Source organism: Brevibacterium yomogidense (assembly GCF_900163715.1).
GTDB lineage: Bacteria > Actinomycetota > Actinomycetes > Actinomycetales > Brevibacteriaceae > Brevibacterium > Brevibacterium yomogidense_A.
Genome location: NZ_FWFF01000005.1, coordinates 161,803 through 177,387, shown reverse-complemented (window position 1 = coordinate 177,387; position 15,585 = coordinate 161,803). Strand labels below are relative to the sequence as shown.

Annotated in this window: 12 protein-coding genes; 8 read left to right on the top strand and 4 right to left on the bottom strand. The window is 64.3% G+C overall.

What is annotated here, in order from left to right; translation table 11 throughout:
- Window positions 1-362 precede the first annotated feature (362 nt).
- Together FM105_RS04600 and FM105_RS04595 are read right to left on the bottom strand one after the other, a co-directional pair.
- Complete coding sequence (locus FM105_RS04600) at window positions 363-1,367, bottom strand: aldo/keto reductase family protein (RefSeq protein ID WP_087005474.1); 1,005 nt, start codon at window positions 1,365-1,367, stop codon at window positions 363-365.
- 55 nt (window positions 1,368-1,422) lie between these two features.
- Window positions 1,423-2,652: an MFS transporter gene (locus tag FM105_RS04595; protein ID WP_256970226.1), complete on the bottom strand. Its 1,230-nt coding sequence runs from the start codon at window positions 2,650-2,652 to the stop codon at window positions 1,423-1,425.
- Window positions 2,653-2,923: 271 nt separating this feature from the next.
- On the opposite strand from FM105_RS04595, the gene FM105_RS04590 reads away from it, so the two are divergent.
- The 5 genes from FM105_RS04590 (at window position 2,924) to FM105_RS04570 (ending at window position 8,238) form a co-directional block, all read left to right on the top strand.
- Window positions 2,924-4,210, top strand: a complete 1,287-nt coding sequence (locus FM105_RS04590; protein WP_087005472.1) for a CDP-glycerol glycerophosphotransferase family protein — start codon at window positions 2,924-2,926, stop codon at window positions 4,208-4,210.
- A 69-nt stretch (window positions 4,211-4,279) separates the two neighbouring features.
- Window positions 4,280-4,675 carry a glycerol-3-phosphate cytidylyltransferase gene (gene tagD / locus FM105_RS04585; protein WP_087005468.1) on the top strand — a complete coding sequence of 132 codons (396 nt, stop codon included), beginning with the start codon at window positions 4,280-4,282 and terminating at the stop codon, window positions 4,673-4,675.
- A gap of 104 nt (window positions 4,676-4,779) precedes the next feature.
- A complete protein-coding gene (locus tag FM105_RS04580; RefSeq protein ID WP_087005465.1) occupies window positions 4,780-5,598 on the top strand; it encodes a CDP-alcohol phosphatidyltransferase family protein in 819 nt (272 codons plus the stop codon).
- Between the two features lie 320 nt (window positions 5,599-5,918).
- Window positions 5,919-6,776, top strand: a complete 858-nt coding sequence (locus FM105_RS04575; RefSeq protein WP_306298557.1) for a glycosyltransferase family 2 protein — start codon at window positions 5,919-5,921, stop codon at window positions 6,774-6,776.
- Between the two features lie 64 nt (window positions 6,777-6,840).
- Complete coding sequence (locus FM105_RS04570; RefSeq protein WP_087005461.1) at window positions 6,841-8,238, top strand: glycosyltransferase family 2 protein; 1,398 nt, start codon at window positions 6,841-6,843, stop codon at window positions 8,236-8,238.
- A gap of 2 nt (window positions 8,239-8,240) precedes the next feature.
- On the opposite strand, the gene FM105_RS04565 is transcribed toward FM105_RS04570, so the two are convergent.
- Entirely contained in the window at window positions 8,241-9,500 is a 1,260-nt protein-coding gene (locus FM105_RS04565; RefSeq protein ID WP_087005458.1) for a CDP-glycerol glycerophosphotransferase family protein, read from the bottom strand.
- A gap of 83 nt (window positions 9,501-9,583) precedes the next feature.
- Window positions 9,584-10,546 (bottom strand): UDP-glucose 4-epimerase GalE, encoded by a 963-nt coding sequence (galE, locus tag FM105_RS04560; protein WP_087005456.1) that lies wholly within the window; start codon window positions 10,544-10,546, stop codon window positions 9,584-9,586.
- A gap of 101 nt (window positions 10,547-10,647) precedes the next feature.
- On the opposite strand from galE, the gene FM105_RS04555 reads away from it, so the two are divergent.
- The 3 genes from FM105_RS04555 (at window position 10,648) to FM105_RS04545 (ending at window position 15,473) form a co-directional block, all read left to right on the top strand.
- A complete protein-coding gene (locus FM105_RS04555) occupies window positions 10,648-11,832 on the top strand; it encodes a hypothetical protein (RefSeq protein ID WP_143275820.1) in 1,185 nt (394 codons plus the stop codon).
- A 62-nt stretch (window positions 11,833-11,894) separates the two neighbouring features.
- On the top strand, window positions 11,895-13,616 hold the full coding sequence (locus FM105_RS04550) for a formate--tetrahydrofolate ligase (RefSeq protein WP_087005450.1): 1,722 nt from the start codon (window positions 11,895-11,897) through the stop codon (window positions 13,614-13,616).
- Window positions 13,617-13,724: 108 nt separating this feature from the next.
- The gene (locus FM105_RS04545; protein WP_087005447.1) at window positions 13,725-15,473 is read left to right on the top strand and encodes a CDP-glycerol glycerophosphotransferase family protein; all 1,749 of its coding nucleotides are present in this window, start codon (window positions 13,725-13,727) and stop codon (window positions 15,471-15,473) included.
- Window positions 15,474-15,585 lie beyond the last annotated feature (112 nt).

Sequence of the window (15,585 nt, the reverse complement as noted above, 5' to 3'; positions counted from 1 at the left end):
CAGCTGGTGCGCCTGCGGACATCCGTCCAAGCGCATGATCGCTGGCGTGCCTCAGCTCGTCCCAGAGGTTCCGGATCCGTATACGCCGGCTGATAAGTCCCTCGAGGTACAGCTCTCGCTGTCGAGTGCGCGGAGAGAGGTCAGGGGAGAGGGTGAGTACATCCAGGCGGCGTCTGTCGGCATCCGCAAGCAGTGAAGCGCGCTGCAGCGCGACAGTCGTCATTCCTCCGAAGGATTCAGGAATCCCCCACAGCAGATGGAAGATCGGGACGTTCGGAAGGATGCGATCTCGTCGCCTCATGGGGACCTCGGGGTCATGCTTGTCGTGCTTGGACGGCTGCCCGCTGTCTCGGGCCGCGTTGTCAGCTGGGACGAGTCTCCGGGGAGACGGTCTTCGCGGGGTCGCGCTCCGCGAGGTGACCGATCGTCTCATCGACGCGGTTCAGCACATCAGCGTCGAGCTTCACGCCGGCAGCCTGGACGTTCGACTCGATCTGCTCCGGCCGTGAGGCGCCCACCAGAGCGGAGGCCACGTTCTCATGGGACAGGACCCAGGCGATGGCCAGCTGAGCCATCGTGAGGTCCAGATCCGCGGCGATGGGTTCCAGCTGTGCTACCGCGTCGAGGTAGTCGTCGGAGAGATATCGCTGGACAGCGCGGGCGCCACCAGCCTCGTCCGTCGCGCGGGACCCAGCCGGAAGCGCCTGGCCCTTCTTGTACTTGCCGGTGAGCACGCCCTGTGCGATAGGGGACCAGACGATCTGGGAGATTCCCAGTTCCTGAGAGGTGGGGATGACCTCGGCCTCGATGATGCGCCACAGCATGTTGTACTGCGGCTGGTTCGAGATGAGCTGGAAGCCCATCTCCTTCGACAGCGCGTGGGCGGCGCGGATCTGGTCTGCACGCCATTCGGAGACACCGATGTAGAGGGCCTTGCCCTGACGGACGATGTCGGCGAACGCTTGCATCGTCTCCTCGAGCGGCGTCTCGTAGTCGAAGCGATGTGCCTGGTAGAGGTCGACGTAGTCCGTGCCGAGCCTGCGCAGGGAGCCGTTGATCGACTCCATGATGTGTTTGCGGGACAGACCGCTGTCGTTCGGCCCCTTGGGGCCCGTCGGGTTGTAGACCTTCGTGAAGATCTCCAGCGACTCGCGACGCTGGCCCTGCAGCGCATCGCCCAGGACCTGCTCCGCCTTAGTGTTCGCGTAGACGTCAGCCGTGTCGAACGTCGTGACACCTGCTTCGAGTGCGGCGTGCACGCACTGCGTGGCAATGTCGTTCTCGACCTGTGAGCCGTGGGTGAGCCAGTTGCCGTACGTGATCTCGGAGACCTTGAAGCCGGAGTTGCCGAGGTAGCGGTATTCCATGAGAGCCGCCTTTCTGCCGCGGGCGTGCAGCGAGGTGCGTGGGTGCAGAACCACTCTAACGCTGAGGGATGTCCGTGTCGGGTGACGAGGTGGCTGCCTGCTGGGAGGAGCGCGACGTCCTGCGTGCATCGACGATCGTCAGCACCAGCAGCGCGACGCAGAGCCCCGTGAGCGCGACCGCCGCAGCGCCGACGGCGGTGCGGAGCGTCCCTGCAGTGGCGAACGCGCCGATGCCGATGACGGTGGCGGCCTGGAGTGCGTAGGCGACGACGTACAGCAAGGAGAGTGAAGCACCGCGACTGTGCACCGGCGCGGCGTGGTTCATCACCCCGAGGCCACCGGTGAACGCGAACGAGTAGGCGACGCCTCCCATCACGCACCAGCACAGGAAGAGCGGGATCGATCCGAACACCGCCGCCGAGGCCATGAGAGCGAGGCTGGCGACGGTCAGGAACGTTCCGGCCCAGACTGCGGCGTGCGGGCTCACACGTGACAGCAGCAGGGCTGTCACGCCGATGGCCGCCGATGAGCATCCGAGGAGCAGTCCGGTCACAGCGGTGTCGGACGTCTGGGAGAACTGCGCGATCATCTGCGCGCCGAGCGACAGGAAGATGGCACCGACGCAGTACGCGAGCGACACGGAGAGCGTGGCTATCGAGAAGCTCAGGCGCAGCCCCGGAGCGAGGCGCAGAGCCTGAGGCCGCCACGACCGTGTGTGGGTCGGTCGATCATCATGCGTCAGCACGAGAGCGATCACCGCGCCGACAGTCAGCGCCAGGAGAACGATGTAGCTCCAGAAGAGAGGCATGGGAAGGAACTGCGCGAACACCCCACTGAGGACGAGGGCGCAGGTGAGCCCTACGGCCGTCGCGATCGTGGCCAGTGAGCTGGCGAATCGGGGGTTGCCGGTGGTGTTGTTCTCGACGAGAGAGGCCGTCGCGGCGCCCATCGCCAGGCCGGAGCCGGCGCCCTGGAGCGCACGCCCCAGGAAGAGGAAACTGACGTGAGGGGCGAAGGCGAAGACGATCGCGGAGGCCGCCAGCAGCGCCACGCCTCCGATCATCACGAGACGGCGCCCGAACCTGTCTGACAGATTGCCGAAGATCGGCAGGACGACGAGCAGCGCGAGCTGGTACGTCGCGAACACTGTGGTGACCACCACCGGAGAGAGGTCCCACTGCTGTGCGTAGATCGGATAGAGCACGCTGGGCGCACCGCTGGACCAGAGGACGAGCGCCAGGACGATGGCTGCGGTCCAGAAGGCTCCGGTTCTGCCGAACGTCACACGCGATCCTTCGCCGAGGCGTTCGGGACTGTGCTCGTCGGCCCGCCGCACGTCACCAGCCCCTGACAGCGACCACGATGTCGTTCATATCCCTCACAGTAGGCGCAGCGGAGCACGAAGGTCACGGTGCTGCTGCGGCCGTGAGACGGGGGAGGGGAGGGCTGGTCGTACCAGACTCCCATGTAACGGCGTGCAACAGGCATATCTCCTTATATCAGCGCCGGCGGGAGCTGGTCCCTCTATCTCGCTGTTCGTGAGGCAGAATCAGTGGATGGCCGAATTCCAGCAGCGACTGACCGCCGCGACACGGAGCCTTCGGGCGCAGACTGCTGCGTTCACCGAACGCGGTGCGCGGATCATGCGGCGATCACGGAGCGTGACGACGGCACGTGTGCAGGAAGCCCATGTGCCGGACTCGATGCGACCGCGAGACGACGACGGGTTCATAGCCGGCGTCCACTTCGCCGGAGATGAGGACTCTGCGTACCAACTGGAGCAGTGGCTCCGCCCGCTCGACGGGCTGAACGCACATCTGCGCGATGAGTTCGGGGTCCCGCAGCCGCTGGGGATCCTGTGCCGATCCGCCGATCATGCACTGGCGATCTCCGAGCACACGACTCTGCCCGTCCGCTTCTCCCGTCTCTTCTCCGGATTGACGACTTTCATGTCGCAGCCTGAGCTCCGCGTCGTCTTCTATGTGAACCAGTCGATGAAGAACTTCCAGGCACTGCGCTTCTCCGGTCCCGCGCACGTCCATCTGAATCATGGCGAGAGCGAGAAGGCCTCCATGATCTCCAATCAGCTGAAGGCATATGACTGGGTCTTCACTGCCGGAACGGCGGCACGAGAGCGGATCCTCGGTGAGCTCATCGGAATGCCGGAGACGCGGATGATGGACATCGGTCGGCCTCAGCTCGACGAGCCGCGGAGTGTTCCTTCTGCGTGGTCTGACTCCAGCGCCGCGAGGGAGCAGGGACCAGTCGTGTTCGTCGCGCCCACGTGGGAGGGCGACTCACCGGAGATGGCCTATGGGACTGTCGCTCTGTCTGGCATGAAGCTGCTCATGTCGCTGTTCGATGCGGGGTTCCGCGTGATCTACCGTCCGCATCCGCGCACCGGGGTCGTCTCGCCGGCGGCGCGACATGCGCGTCAGGAATGCGAGCGGCTCGTCAACGCACGTGCGAATGGCTTTCTCGATACCTCTGACGGGGTGAGTTGGCAGCTGGACGTGGCGGACGCCGCCGTGTGTGAGATGTCATCCGTCGCGGTCGATTGGCTCTCCACTGGACGGCCGCTCATCATGCTCCGCCCCGCGGATCCTCGAGCAGAAGTGATCGACGGAGGACTCTTCGACCGAGCACGGTCCCTTGAACCGCACGATGCAGCGAGGGCGGGAGTAGACCTGCGCGACGCTCTTGCTCATACGGAGGACGCCTGCGCGCTGGCCGACGAGCTCGCCTCCCATTACCTCGGCCCGACGGGGCCCGGACAGCAGCAGTCACGGTTCGAAGATGCTGCAGTCTGGGCTGTTCGTCTGAGGACGGAGCGAAAAGCCTGAAGTGAATTCCGCGTGTCGCCCCGGTAACATCGGTAAGTCAACTGGTGGGTGCTACGAGGAGGAATCTATATGCGCCGGATCATCACGTACGGCACATTCGATCTGCTGCACTACGGACACATCCGTCTCCTGCAGCGCTGCAAGGCGCAGGGCGACTACCTCGTGGTGGCACTCTCGACCGATGAGTTCAACGCCGGCAAGGGCAAGAAGTCGTACTTCAGCTACGACGACCGCAAGAACATGCTCGAAGCGATCCGCTACGTCGACCTGGTGATCCCTGAGGAGAACTGGGAGCAGAAGGCGACCGATGTGGAGAAGTACCACATCGACGCGTTCGTCATGGGGGACGACTGGACGGGGAAGTTCGACTTCCTGCAGGACCAGTGCGAGGTCATCTACCTGCCGCGTACCCCTGAGATCTCCACAACGCAGATCAAGAATGACCTGGGTAGCGTGCCGGCCTGACACGTCCGCATCGGAATGTTGAGTTCGAGCATACGAGATGAACGAACGGTAAACTTGAGTGTCATCCATGGCGATGAGCCACGTGATTCGGAGAGGGGCGTGTGATGTCCACGGCACAGCGCACCGCTTCGCCGACCCTCGACGAACTGCGTGCGGTAGCTCAGCCGCCCCATGTGCGCGCGCGCAAGAACGCTGAGCACTGGACAGCGGAGCTCTACCTCCGCCACATCTCGATCTACCTCACTGCGGTACTGGTGAGGACCCCGATCTCCGCGAACGGAGTCACGGGACTCATGATCCTGTCGGGATGGGGCATCGCTGCGGCTCTCTTCATCCCGGGGATAGTGGGGGCGCTGCTCGCGCTCTTCTTCTCGCAGCTCCAGCTCTACTTCGACTGCTGTGATGGTGAGGTCGCCCGTTGGCGGGGCACCAGCAGCGCGAAGGGTGTGTTCCTCGACAAAGTGGGGCACTACACCACCGAGGGGGCTGTCGCGATCGCGCTCGGATTCCGCGCAGTGGGCGACCTGTCGCTGCTCCGTACGGACCCCGGCCAGGCTTACCCCTTCGTCGTCGCCGGATTCGCTCTGGGATGGTGCGTCCTGCTGAACAAGGCGCTCAACGACATGGTCCACGTGGCGCGTGCTTTCAACGGACTCGACAAGCTCCCCGACACGGCCGCCGCGACGGACATCCCCCGCGGAGTCGTCGCCGCACTCAAGCGCACCGCGCGGTTCGTGCCGTTCCACCGCATCTACCACTCCGTCGAGCTGTCGCTGCTGGCAGTGGGTGCTGCGCTGGTGGGTCTCATCCCCGGGATCGGCCTCACCGCCGATCGGGTGCTCATCGTAGTACTCGCGGCCCTCTGCGCTCTGTCCGTGGTAGGCCACTTCATCGCGATCATGGCGTCAAGGAGGCTCGCATGAACGATCCACGTCGCAATCGGAAACTGCTCACGGCGGATCCGGGGCGTTCGCACCAGGTCCCTCAGAATGACGGCCCGTTCGATCTTCCGGACTCGCCGAACGCCTGGGACAGGAGCTCGCACCTGCGTCGCGACGCACATGTGCTCGACGTGGGTCCTTTGGACGAAGCTACCCAGACCTTCGAACTCCCACCACCCACCACAGCGAAGTCGCCCAGGCCTTCGGCAGCGCCGGCACCCCCGGATGGCGGCGCAGCTGACACCGCGAAGCCTGAGGTTTCGTTCACCCCTCTGACGTCGCGCCGTTACGGGTTCGGTGTCGTGGTCCTGACCCAGGGGAAACGACCGGAGGACCTCCGACGGGGCCTCGAGTCGCTGCAGGCGCAGCGAGGGGTCGACCTCGATATCCTGTGCGTCGGCAATGGGTGGGAGCCCACGGGCCTGCCTGAGGGCGTGCGCTCCCTGGCGCTGCCGGAGAACCTGGGGATACCCGCGGGAAGGAACGAGGGGGTCCCGCATGTGAGCGGTGAGTTCCTCTTCTTCCTGGACGACGACGCCTGGCTGCCCGACGACACGACGCTCATGCGTATGGCACAGCTCATGCGGACGCAGCCGCGGATCGGTCTCGTCCAGCCTCGCGTCATCGACCCCACTCGGGACGACGCTCCGACCAGGTGGATTCCACGGCTCCGGAAGGGCTCCGCGGAGCAGTCTTCAAGCGTCTTCTCCGTGTGGGAAGGAGCAGTGGCACTGCAGCGTCGTGCCTTCGACGAGTCTGGCGGCTGGCCGGCGCCGTTCTGGTACGCGCATGAAGGAATCGAGCTTGCGTGGCGAGTCTGGGACGCTGGATACCAGGTCTGGTACATGGGGGATATCACCGCGGCTCACCCAGTCATCGACCCGAAGCGGCACGACGAGTACTTCTTCATGAATGCGCGCAACCGTGTGTGGCTCGCCCGGCGCAATCTGCCGTTCCCCTTCAGCTGGGCGTATGTCGGGTCATGGACCCTGGTGCAGATGCTCCGCTGGCGGTCGAAGCCCGACCAGCTGCGTCCCTGGTTCGAAGGGTGGCGTTCTGGATGGCGCGACGATCCGTGGGCTGAGGACGAGCCGCACCGGAAGCTCTCCGGACGTGGACTCCTTGCGATGTCGATGAACGGTCGCCCACCTGTGGTGTGAAACACTCGATGAGTTCATCGTCGCTGATGGATGTGAATCTTCCAGAGCATCAGAGGACATCGCCATGACCGTTCCGATCGATGTGTCCGTCGTTGTGCCGGTGTACAACGCCAGACCCTTCCTGCCTGCATTCGTCGCCAGTCTTCGACAGCAGTCACTCAGCGACTACGGGCTGATAGCCGTCGATGATGGCTCGACGGACGGAAGCGGAGCGTATCTCGAATCTCTGCAGGAGGACTTTCCGCAGCTTCGAGTGATTCATCAGGAGAACTCCGGCTGGGCCGGTGCACCGCGCAACAGGGGCATCGAGCAGGCGAAGGGTCGGTACATCTTCTTCGCCGACCCCGACGATGTGCTGGGCGATGAACAGGCGCTTGAATCACTTGTGCGCTTCGCAGATGAGCACGGAAGTGACGTCGTCGTCCCGAAGATGGTCGCGAGTGGAGGTCGCACATACGCACAGGGACGCTATGCCACGACACAGGTGGATGCCGATCTGCCGACCGTCTTCACCACACTCACCCCGCAGAAGCTCTTTCGGCGGAGCCTCCTTGTGGATCACACCGTGCGCTTTCCCGAGGGGAAGGTGCGTCTGGAAGACGGGATCTTCCTCTCTCGGGCATACCTGTTGGCCTCACGCGTGTCGATCCTCGTGGATCGCGTCTACTACGTGCTGGTGCACCACGACGAAGGCGACCATCTGTCGAAGCGCGCGATTGATCCAGAGGCATATCTGCAATCGGTGAGCACCATGGTCGAGAACGTCGACGCACTGTGCCGCGATCGCGATACAGCGAATCGGATCATCGCCGAGCTGGTTCAGCGGAAGGCGACTCTGGGGACACAGCCGAAGAAGGCTGTGAACGCGAGGCCGAAGCGCCTGCGTGCGTGGTTCGCACCGCAGCGTGAGTTCGTGGAACGTCATCTGCAGGCTGCCGATCGACGATCCGCACTGCGCGACGAGGCGCGGATCCTCATGGACGCCGCGATGGACGATGACGCTGAGGGCCTCAAAGAATGGGCATCGGCATACACAGCGCAGTACTCGGCGGTCGATATCCGCATGGTCCGTGGGACGCTCCACATCCGAGGTGATCAATCATCGTCGGCGAGAGGCGCGACCGTGGAGCTGGTGGAACGCAATGGCACGACCGCTCCGTCGACGATCTCGATCGACGTCACCGATGACAACTGGGAACTCGCGATACCGAAGGGGCAGCTGTCCAGGCCCCGGGATGTTCGACTGTTCGACGTGTACATGCTGGTGGAAACCACGAGGGGAACGGTTCGTCGACGCGTTGCCGCTGACCTCTCGGAACCTTCGTATACGTTCACGGATGGTCGGACTGTCACCGTGTATACGACAGTGCGCGGGAACCTCTCCATCCGCGTGAGCGAGGGCCTCGGCCGCATCGCCCGCCTACGGCGTCGCGCCCGTCGGATGCTCCGCCGGAAACGGTAGTCTCAGTCCGTCGCCTCCATACTGCTGGACTGACGAGTGAAGACTTCCAGCTTCCGGGCTCGGTCCTCGATCAGCTCCGAGATCGTTGCGAGGAATGCTGTGGTCGAGGTTCCGATGCCTCCTTCGCCGAAGTAGAAGGTCCGCATGCGCGACCGCTCGTCGACGTGGTCGTCCTGCTCGAGCTGTGCTCGGACCATGGCGCTGACATCACCGACCGACTCATGATCGATGACGGGAGTGCTTCGGCTGATGGGCGCTTCGCGGTGGAGTTCGGGTGTGTCCGTCCGCCGGTCGGTGAGGACGAGGGGACTCTCCGGCCGCAGGTAGAGGAAGTCGAGGCCCACACTGGAGATGTCAGTGACGAGCAGGTCGACGTCGGCGAACATCGCGAGGATGTCGCCCTGCATCTTCACCGAGTGCGGTTCCCCCGCGACTTCGATCAGCTCGCGGATCTGCGCATCTGCTTCGGCGATCGCCGCGTCATGGGTCGATTCGACACGAGGATGCGGCTTGTAGATGACGCGCGAACCGGGGACTGCCAGCAGCGCTCGGACAATCTCGACGCCGTAGAGGTCGATGGAGGTGTAGTTGTTGGAATCGTTCTCGCCCTCCCACGTCGGTGCGTACATGAGGGTGCGCAGAGCGGATGGGGCCAGTTCGGGCTCGCGGGGGACGTCCAGCTGTGGGCGCCCGACCGCGATGAGCTTCGACTCGTCGAAGTCGAGGAGCGCCGCGCGGTGCCGTTCCAGTGCGGCCTGCCCCGCGATCAGTGTCCTGTCGTAGGCCTTCGCCTGATTCGACACCATGCTGATCTTGTCGCTCTCGCCATGGTTCACGTGCACGTGGACCATGGGGGAGTAGGACAGCGACTGGAAGTTCGTCACGCCGTTGTTGACGTAGATCGCGAGCTTGTAGTCGTTGTCGAAGTAGAGGGTGGCGAGGTCCTCGAACCGGCGCACGAAGATCATCGGCAGGTGGGTGGTGCCCTTGACCGCCCGCAGCGCACCGGGCTTGCGGAAGACCAGGAGGACAGGTCGGTCTTCGTTGAGTCGCTCGAGGATGGGCAGCCACTGGGTGAGTTGGTAGATCTTCTCCGCGTTGTCTCCGAAGTACGCCACGACCTCCGCGCGGACCGGGATGCCGTGGATCTCGTGACCCGCCGCACGACCCCGTTTACGGCCGCCGCGGATCCAGCTGCTCGTCGCCGACCAAGCGCGTGAACGCACCAGTGCCTGCGCCTGTGACCGCGCCCAAGCCTTCATCAGGGTCCTTCCTCGAGGAGTCTCACCATCCGGCTCAGTGTAATGTCCCGCGATCTCGGCGCATGGACACAGCGCCATGCCCGTCAGCGCGCGGCATCGACTCGCTGCATGAACTCCCACGCGTCCGCGACGGTCTGCTCGAGCCCGAGCTCAGGTACCCAGCCGAGGACCTCCCGCGCGAGCGAGTTGGAGGCGACGAGTGACGTCGGGTCGCCCGGGCGACGGTCCACTTCGTCCGCCGGAATAGCGTGGCCGGTCACGGTGCGACACGCGTTGAGCACCTGCCTCACCGTGTACCCCTCGCCGGTGCCCAGATTGATGATGCGGTGCACGCCCGCGGTCGATGCGCCGAGGGCGAGAAGGTGTGCGCGGCCGAGGTCCGTGACGTGCAGGTAGTCGCGGAGTGCGGTGCCGTCTGAGGTCGCGTAGTCGGTGCCGAAGATCTTGCAGGCGTCGGAGCGCCCGGCGGCGACGGCCAGTAGATTGGGGATGAGGTGAGTCTCCGGTGAGTGCATCTCCCCGAACCGATCGCGAGCCCCTCCGACGTTGAAGTAGCGGAGCGAGGTCGCTGCGAGACCGTGAGCCCGGCAGTACGAACTCAGCATGTGGTCGACTGCGAGCTTCGATGCGCCGTACGCGTTCACCGGGTTCGTGGGTGTCTGCTCGGTGATGGGGGAGTCGTCGGGCTCGCCGTAGGTCGCCGCCGTCGAGGAGAAGATCACTGTGGGGATCTCTGCCGCTCGCATGGCCTCCAAGAGGGCGAAGGTGCCGGCGACGTTGTTCTCCCAGTAGAGCTCGGGAGAGGTGACGGACTCGCTGACCAGAGACTTCGCAGCGAAGTGCAGGACGGCTTCGAAACCCTGGCCGATCAGATGTGAGCGGCTGTCGTGGATGCGCGCTCGAATGAAGTCGGCGCCCTCAGGGATCGACTCGCGGTGCCCCGTGGAGAGATCATCGAGGACCGTGACTGCATGCCCCGCATCGAGGAGCTGGGAGGTGACGACTGAGCCGATGTATCCGGCTCCTCCGGTGACGAGCAGCTTCATGGCGTCTTCCTTTGTGTCGCGGCGCATTGACGAGTCGGTAATCTGATCAGACTAGCGACCGTCCGGTGGCCGCGCATGCTGTCGAGAGAAGGGCATGAGACATGAGGGTGGGAGCGTGGCTGGTCAGTGCGCGGGATCAGCTGGTGTGGCAGCGGCACGCGAACACGCCCCTCCTGGTGGCCGTCCTGGGTGTTCTCGTCGGTGCGCTGACTCTGATCCCCGGGGTGCCGCCGTCAGCACTCTTCTGGGCGAGTCTCGTGGGCCTGGCGATCGGGCTCCTCTCCATGTTGTGGGAATGGATCGCGCTGCGCCGGCGGTTCCGAGCGTCTGAGCTCGTCGAGAGGGTTCCGGTGTTCGGCGGAGCCCTTCCGTTCGACGACGATCTGCCGAACGCGTTCCGCACCGATCGGGGAACGATCCTTCACAGTGCGGACCTCGACAGTGAGATGTGCGCGGGGAGGGAATGGCATGCGGACATGCGCAGCGAGAGGTATCGGCTGCCGGACGGCATCGAGGGCGTCGCACCGTATATCCTCCGTCGCACCAGTGGAGGATCGCTGCATTTCAACGGTTCGTGCGTGCGCATGCTCGGCGACTGCCGCGTCGACGGCAGTGCTGTCATCCCGTTCCAACCGGCAGGTTTCTTCGATCTCCTGTGCACCAACGACCTCATGCGCTGGCAGATCTCCCGCGGCAGCTCAGTGTGGGACGTTCGCGGCGAGTACCTGTACGACGAGAACCGCCGTCTGTTCCCGCTGGCCAGCAGTGAGCTCGCGAACGTGGTGGGAGTCTCGACGCTGGCGGTCTCGGTGGACCGAATGGTGCTCATCGTCGAGCAGAGTCCGGCGAACCATGCCAGCCAAGGACTGTTGGCGCCGTCCGGTTCCGGGAGCCTTGAGCCGAAGGACTTCGACGATGACCTGCAGACGTTCGCGCTGAAGGGTGCCAACAGGGAGTTCATGGAGGAGACGGGAGTACCTGCGGGACAGGTCGTCCGTTCGAAGCTGATCGGATACGGGAGGTGGCTGGAACGCGGTGCGAAGCCCGAATTCTTCGGTCTGACCCTTCTCGCCGGAACGCGAGAGGAGATCGATCGGAGCCGCAGGCGAGTCGGAGGTGCCGAAGCGATGTACACGCGGCGAGCGATCTGGGTCCCCCTGGACGCGCTGCTCGATCCGACAGATGAACGGCGAGCCGTCATGAGTGTGCCGCTGGCATTCGCGCTGGACTCTCTGGAGCGGGCGCTCGAAGAGGATCCGCACGTGTTCGCACTCCCGACCGTCTGAGACGTCGTCGGAACTTCGCGAGGCGCCCCGCGCCCGTCCTCGAACTCAGGCAGAATGGCACCATGAGCATCGATCTGGAGATCGCACAGGCAGCGTCGCTGAAGCGGATCACGGAGATCGCGGACGCCATGGGCGTGCGTGCAGACGATCTGATCCCGTATGGATGGACCAAGGCGAAGGTGCCGTTGCCCGTCCTCGAACAGGCTGAGCAGGAACGCACACCCGGCCGGCTGGTACTCGTCACAGCGATGAGCCCCACACCTGCGGGCGAGGGTAAGACGACGACCAGCATCGGTCTTGCAGACGGACTCAACGAGCGCAATCGACGGCGAGTGGCGGCGGGCGAGCCCCCTACCGGGCAGGCGGTGCTGGCGCTGCGCGAACCCAGCCTGGGGCCGGTATTCGGCATGAAGGGTGGTGCAGCCGGCGGTGGTTACGCCCAGGTCGTCCCGATGGAGGACATCAACCTCCACTTCACAGGTGACTTCAACGCGATCGCTCTGGCGAACAATCTCGCCGCTACGATGCTCGACAACCACATGCACCACGGGAACCCTCTGGACATCGACCCCCGCCGGGTGCACATCAACCGCGTCATGGACCTCAACGACCGCGCCCTGCGGAACACCACCATCGGGCTGGGCGGGGTCAACGGCGGCGTGCCACGCGAAGATCACTTCGACATCGTCGTCGCGAGTGAGGTCATGGCGGTGTTCTGCCTGGCCACGAGCCTCGCGGACCTCCGGCACAGACTGTCTCGCATCGTCGTCGCGCACACGCGCGACCGCATCCCCGTCACGGTTGAGGACATCGGTGCGGCGGGTGCGATGACGGCGCTCCTGCGCGACGCGCTGTCACCCAACCTCGTCCAGACCCTCGAGCACTCTCCCGCGTTCATCCATGGCGGACCGTTCGCCAACATCGCCCACGGCTGCAACAGTGCGCTCGCCACCCGAGCCGCGATGGCGCTGGGGGACTGGGCGATCACGGAAGCAGGCTTCGGTGCGGACCTGGGCGCGGAGAAGTTCCTCGACATCAAGTGCCGCGTCGCCGGGATCTGGCCCGACGTCGTGTGCGTGGTCGGCACTGTCCGCGCGCTCAAGTATCACGGTGGCGTCGACAAGACCGACCTGGAGATGGAGAACGTCGACGCGATGCTCGATGGAATGGTCAACCTCGAGCACCACCTGACGGTCCTCCAGGACGTCTACGGACTCACCCCGGTTGTGAGCCTCAACCGGTTCCCCTCAGATACGGACGCGGAGATCGAGGCCGCGATCGCCCATCTCGCTGAGCTCGGCGTGCGGGCGGAATCGGCAGAGCACTGGGCGAAGGGCGGCGAAGGCTGCCTCGACCTCGCCGACGCCGTCATCGCAGCCGCGGCGGAGAACGAAGAGCGCGGGGGCGGGAACCCGCGTCATGCGTACGACCTCGCATCCTCTTCTGTGGAGAAGATCGAACAGATCGCCACGCGCATCTATCGTGCGAGTTCGGTGGAGGTTCCGCCTGCCGTGCAGAAGAAGCTCGACCGCTTCGTGCGGGAGGGGTACGGAGACCTTCCCGTGTGCATCGCGAAGACGCAGTACTCACTGAGCTCCGACCCCTCGCTCCGCGGAGCCCCGGAGGGTCACGTCCTCACAGTCCGCGACGTCCGCCTATCCGCAGGCGCAGGCTTCATCGTCGTGATCTGCGGCGACATCATGACGATGCCCGGGCTGCCGAAGGATCCTGCCGCATATCGCATCGATGTGGCGGAGGACGGGACGATATCGGGCCTCTTCTGATGGGCCATCATGCTCGACATGGGCCGGACGACGGCGGACAATGAGTTGTCCGCATGCAGGGACAAATGGGGCATCGGCACATGACAGAAGACAAATGCGGGAGGCACGATGGAGCGGCTGCAAGTGAATGAGGTGCTCCGAGATCTGCGTGAGCGTACGAGGAGCAAAGCCGGAAGCGGCGGTGCTGAGACGGGCGATGTCCACCCGCCCTCGCGGGACGAGCTATTGCGACATCGGTGGGATGCCCTCGAAGCGTCGTGGACGACGATCATCAAGGATCCGGCTCAGCGCAAAGCGGTTTATTCCGCCTACAGCGAGACAGTCCCTTCGCATCCCTCCGTAATCTTTTATGAGAGCATGTCCGGCGCCAAGATCATGGACAGCCCCTATGCGATCTGCGACGAGATCCTCTCCCGTCCCGACGTCTACGGAGCGGATCGACTTCACGTCTGGTCGGTCGGCAGCGACGAACGGATACCACCCAGGTTCGAGGGCCGCCATGACGTCGTCTTCGTCCGTCGCCACACCCGGGAATACATGTACTTGCTGACGCGGGCTGCTTACATCATCGGGAACTCCGTCCTGCCGGAGTACTTCGTCCGCAAGCCAGATCAGGCGTATTTGAACACCTGGCACGGCATCGGCTACAAGACGCTCGGTCGCACAGCCGATAACCCGCTGGGCGCTTCGCTCAGTGTGACGAACATGCTGCAAGCCACCCATGTGACGAGCCCGTGCTCATTCATGACGGAGACGCTCCTCACGGGATTCTCGATGCGACATACCTATACCGGCATGCTTGCCGAGGTGGGGTATCCGCGGATCGATACCACGCTGAATGCCACGGATGCGGAGAAGGAACGGCTGCGGAAGCATCTGAGACTCGACCCGCGGAAGCGGACGATCGTCTATGCCCCAACGTGGAGAGACGGTGCAGGTCGCGACAACTTCGATTTCGAGCGCCTCGATACCGACTTGGAGGCGCTGGCGAACCTCGATGTGAACGCGATCTTCCTGCCCCACCACATCATGACTCGCAATCGAGACTTCAGCACCGTGAAGGGCCTTGTTGTGCCCCCGTCGGACACGAACACGAACCTGCTGCTCTCCCTCTGCGACCTTCTCATCACCGACTATTCGAGCATCTTCTTCGACTTCCTCCCGCTCGGGCGGCCCATCGTCCATTACGTGTACGACCATGAGAAGTACAGCGCCGCGCGTGGTCTCACGCTCAGCCTCGACGAGCTGCCGGGGACGATCGCTCTGACAGTCGCGGACCTGCTCGAAGGGATCACCGACGGGCTGTCCGCCGGCTGGGAGCCCTCACCTGCCTACAGGGCCGCCGTCAGCCGGTTCTCGCCGTTCGATGACGGCCACTCGTCCAGCCGCGTCATCCGGTGGTTCTTTGGAGGCGATGATTCGTCGGTTCGGCTTGTTCAGGGAATCGGCGCCAGACGACGTGTCGTGTTCTGGGGCGGCCGTATGGAGGGGGAGGCGGAGAACGCCGAATTCCTCTCCAGAGTCAGGCGCGAAGTCCAGAGGGACGTATCCGATGTGACAGTGCTTGTGGCGCGGTCAGTCTCGAGCGACGACACAGTCGTCGCAGCACTCCGCGATCTGGGTCCCAGCATCTCTGTGGTGTGCAGGAACAACTACACGTTCGGCATGACCGAGGAAGAGGATCACGCCCGTGGTCAGGCTTCGAAGTCAGAGGGCCGAGCAGCGCGCCGTCTCTACGACCGCATCTACGAGCGCGAGTATCGACGAATCTTCGGAGACACGCAGTTCGACGACGTCGTCCTGCATCCGAATCTCAGCCACTTCTGGAAGAAGCTCGCCGGGTACGCGAGCGCATAGATCCTTTCAGATCGTTCTGAGCGGTCGTCGGTACGCCTGGCTGTCTCCCGGGTGAACTTGGCATAGTGTCCAGGTGGCATAGGGAAGAACGCGTGGTGAATGAGCAGCGCGC

Bases quoted from the DNA above. Each gene is read 5' to 3' on its own strand.
- FM105_RS04600 (WP_087005474.1), bottom strand. From the start codon at position 1,367: ATGGAATACCGCTACCTCGGCAACTCCGGCTTCAAGGTCTCCGAGATC.
- FM105_RS04590 (WP_087005472.1), top strand. From the start codon at position 2,924: ATGGCCGAATTCCAGCAGCGACTGACCGCCGCGACACGGAGCCTTCGG.
- tagD (WP_087005468.1), top strand. From the start codon at position 4,280: ATGCGCCGGATCATCACGTACGGCACATTCGATCTGCTGCACTACGGA.
- FM105_RS04580 (WP_087005465.1), top strand. From the start codon at position 4,780: ATGTCCACGGCACAGCGCACCGCTTCGCCGACCCTCGACGAACTGCGT.
- FM105_RS04570 (WP_087005461.1), top strand. From the start codon at position 6,841: ATGACCGTTCCGATCGATGTGTCCGTCGTTGTGCCGGTGTACAACGCC.
- FM105_RS04565 (WP_087005458.1), bottom strand. From the start codon at position 9,500: ATGAAGGCTTGGGCGCGGTCACAGGCGCAGGCACTGGTGCGTTCACGC.
- galE (WP_087005456.1), bottom strand. From the start codon at position 10,546: ATGAAGCTGCTCGTCACCGGAGGAGCCGGATACATCGGCTCAGTCGTC.
- FM105_RS04555 (WP_143275820.1), top strand. From the start codon at position 10,648: ATGAGGGTGGGAGCGTGGCTGGTCAGTGCGCGGGATCAGCTGGTGTGG.
- FM105_RS04550 (WP_087005450.1), top strand. From the start codon at position 11,895: ATGAGCATCGATCTGGAGATCGCACAGGCAGCGTCGCTGAAGCGGATC.
- FM105_RS04545 (WP_087005447.1), top strand. From the start codon at position 13,725: ATGGAGCGGCTGCAAGTGAATGAGGTGCTCCGAGATCTGCGTGAGCGT.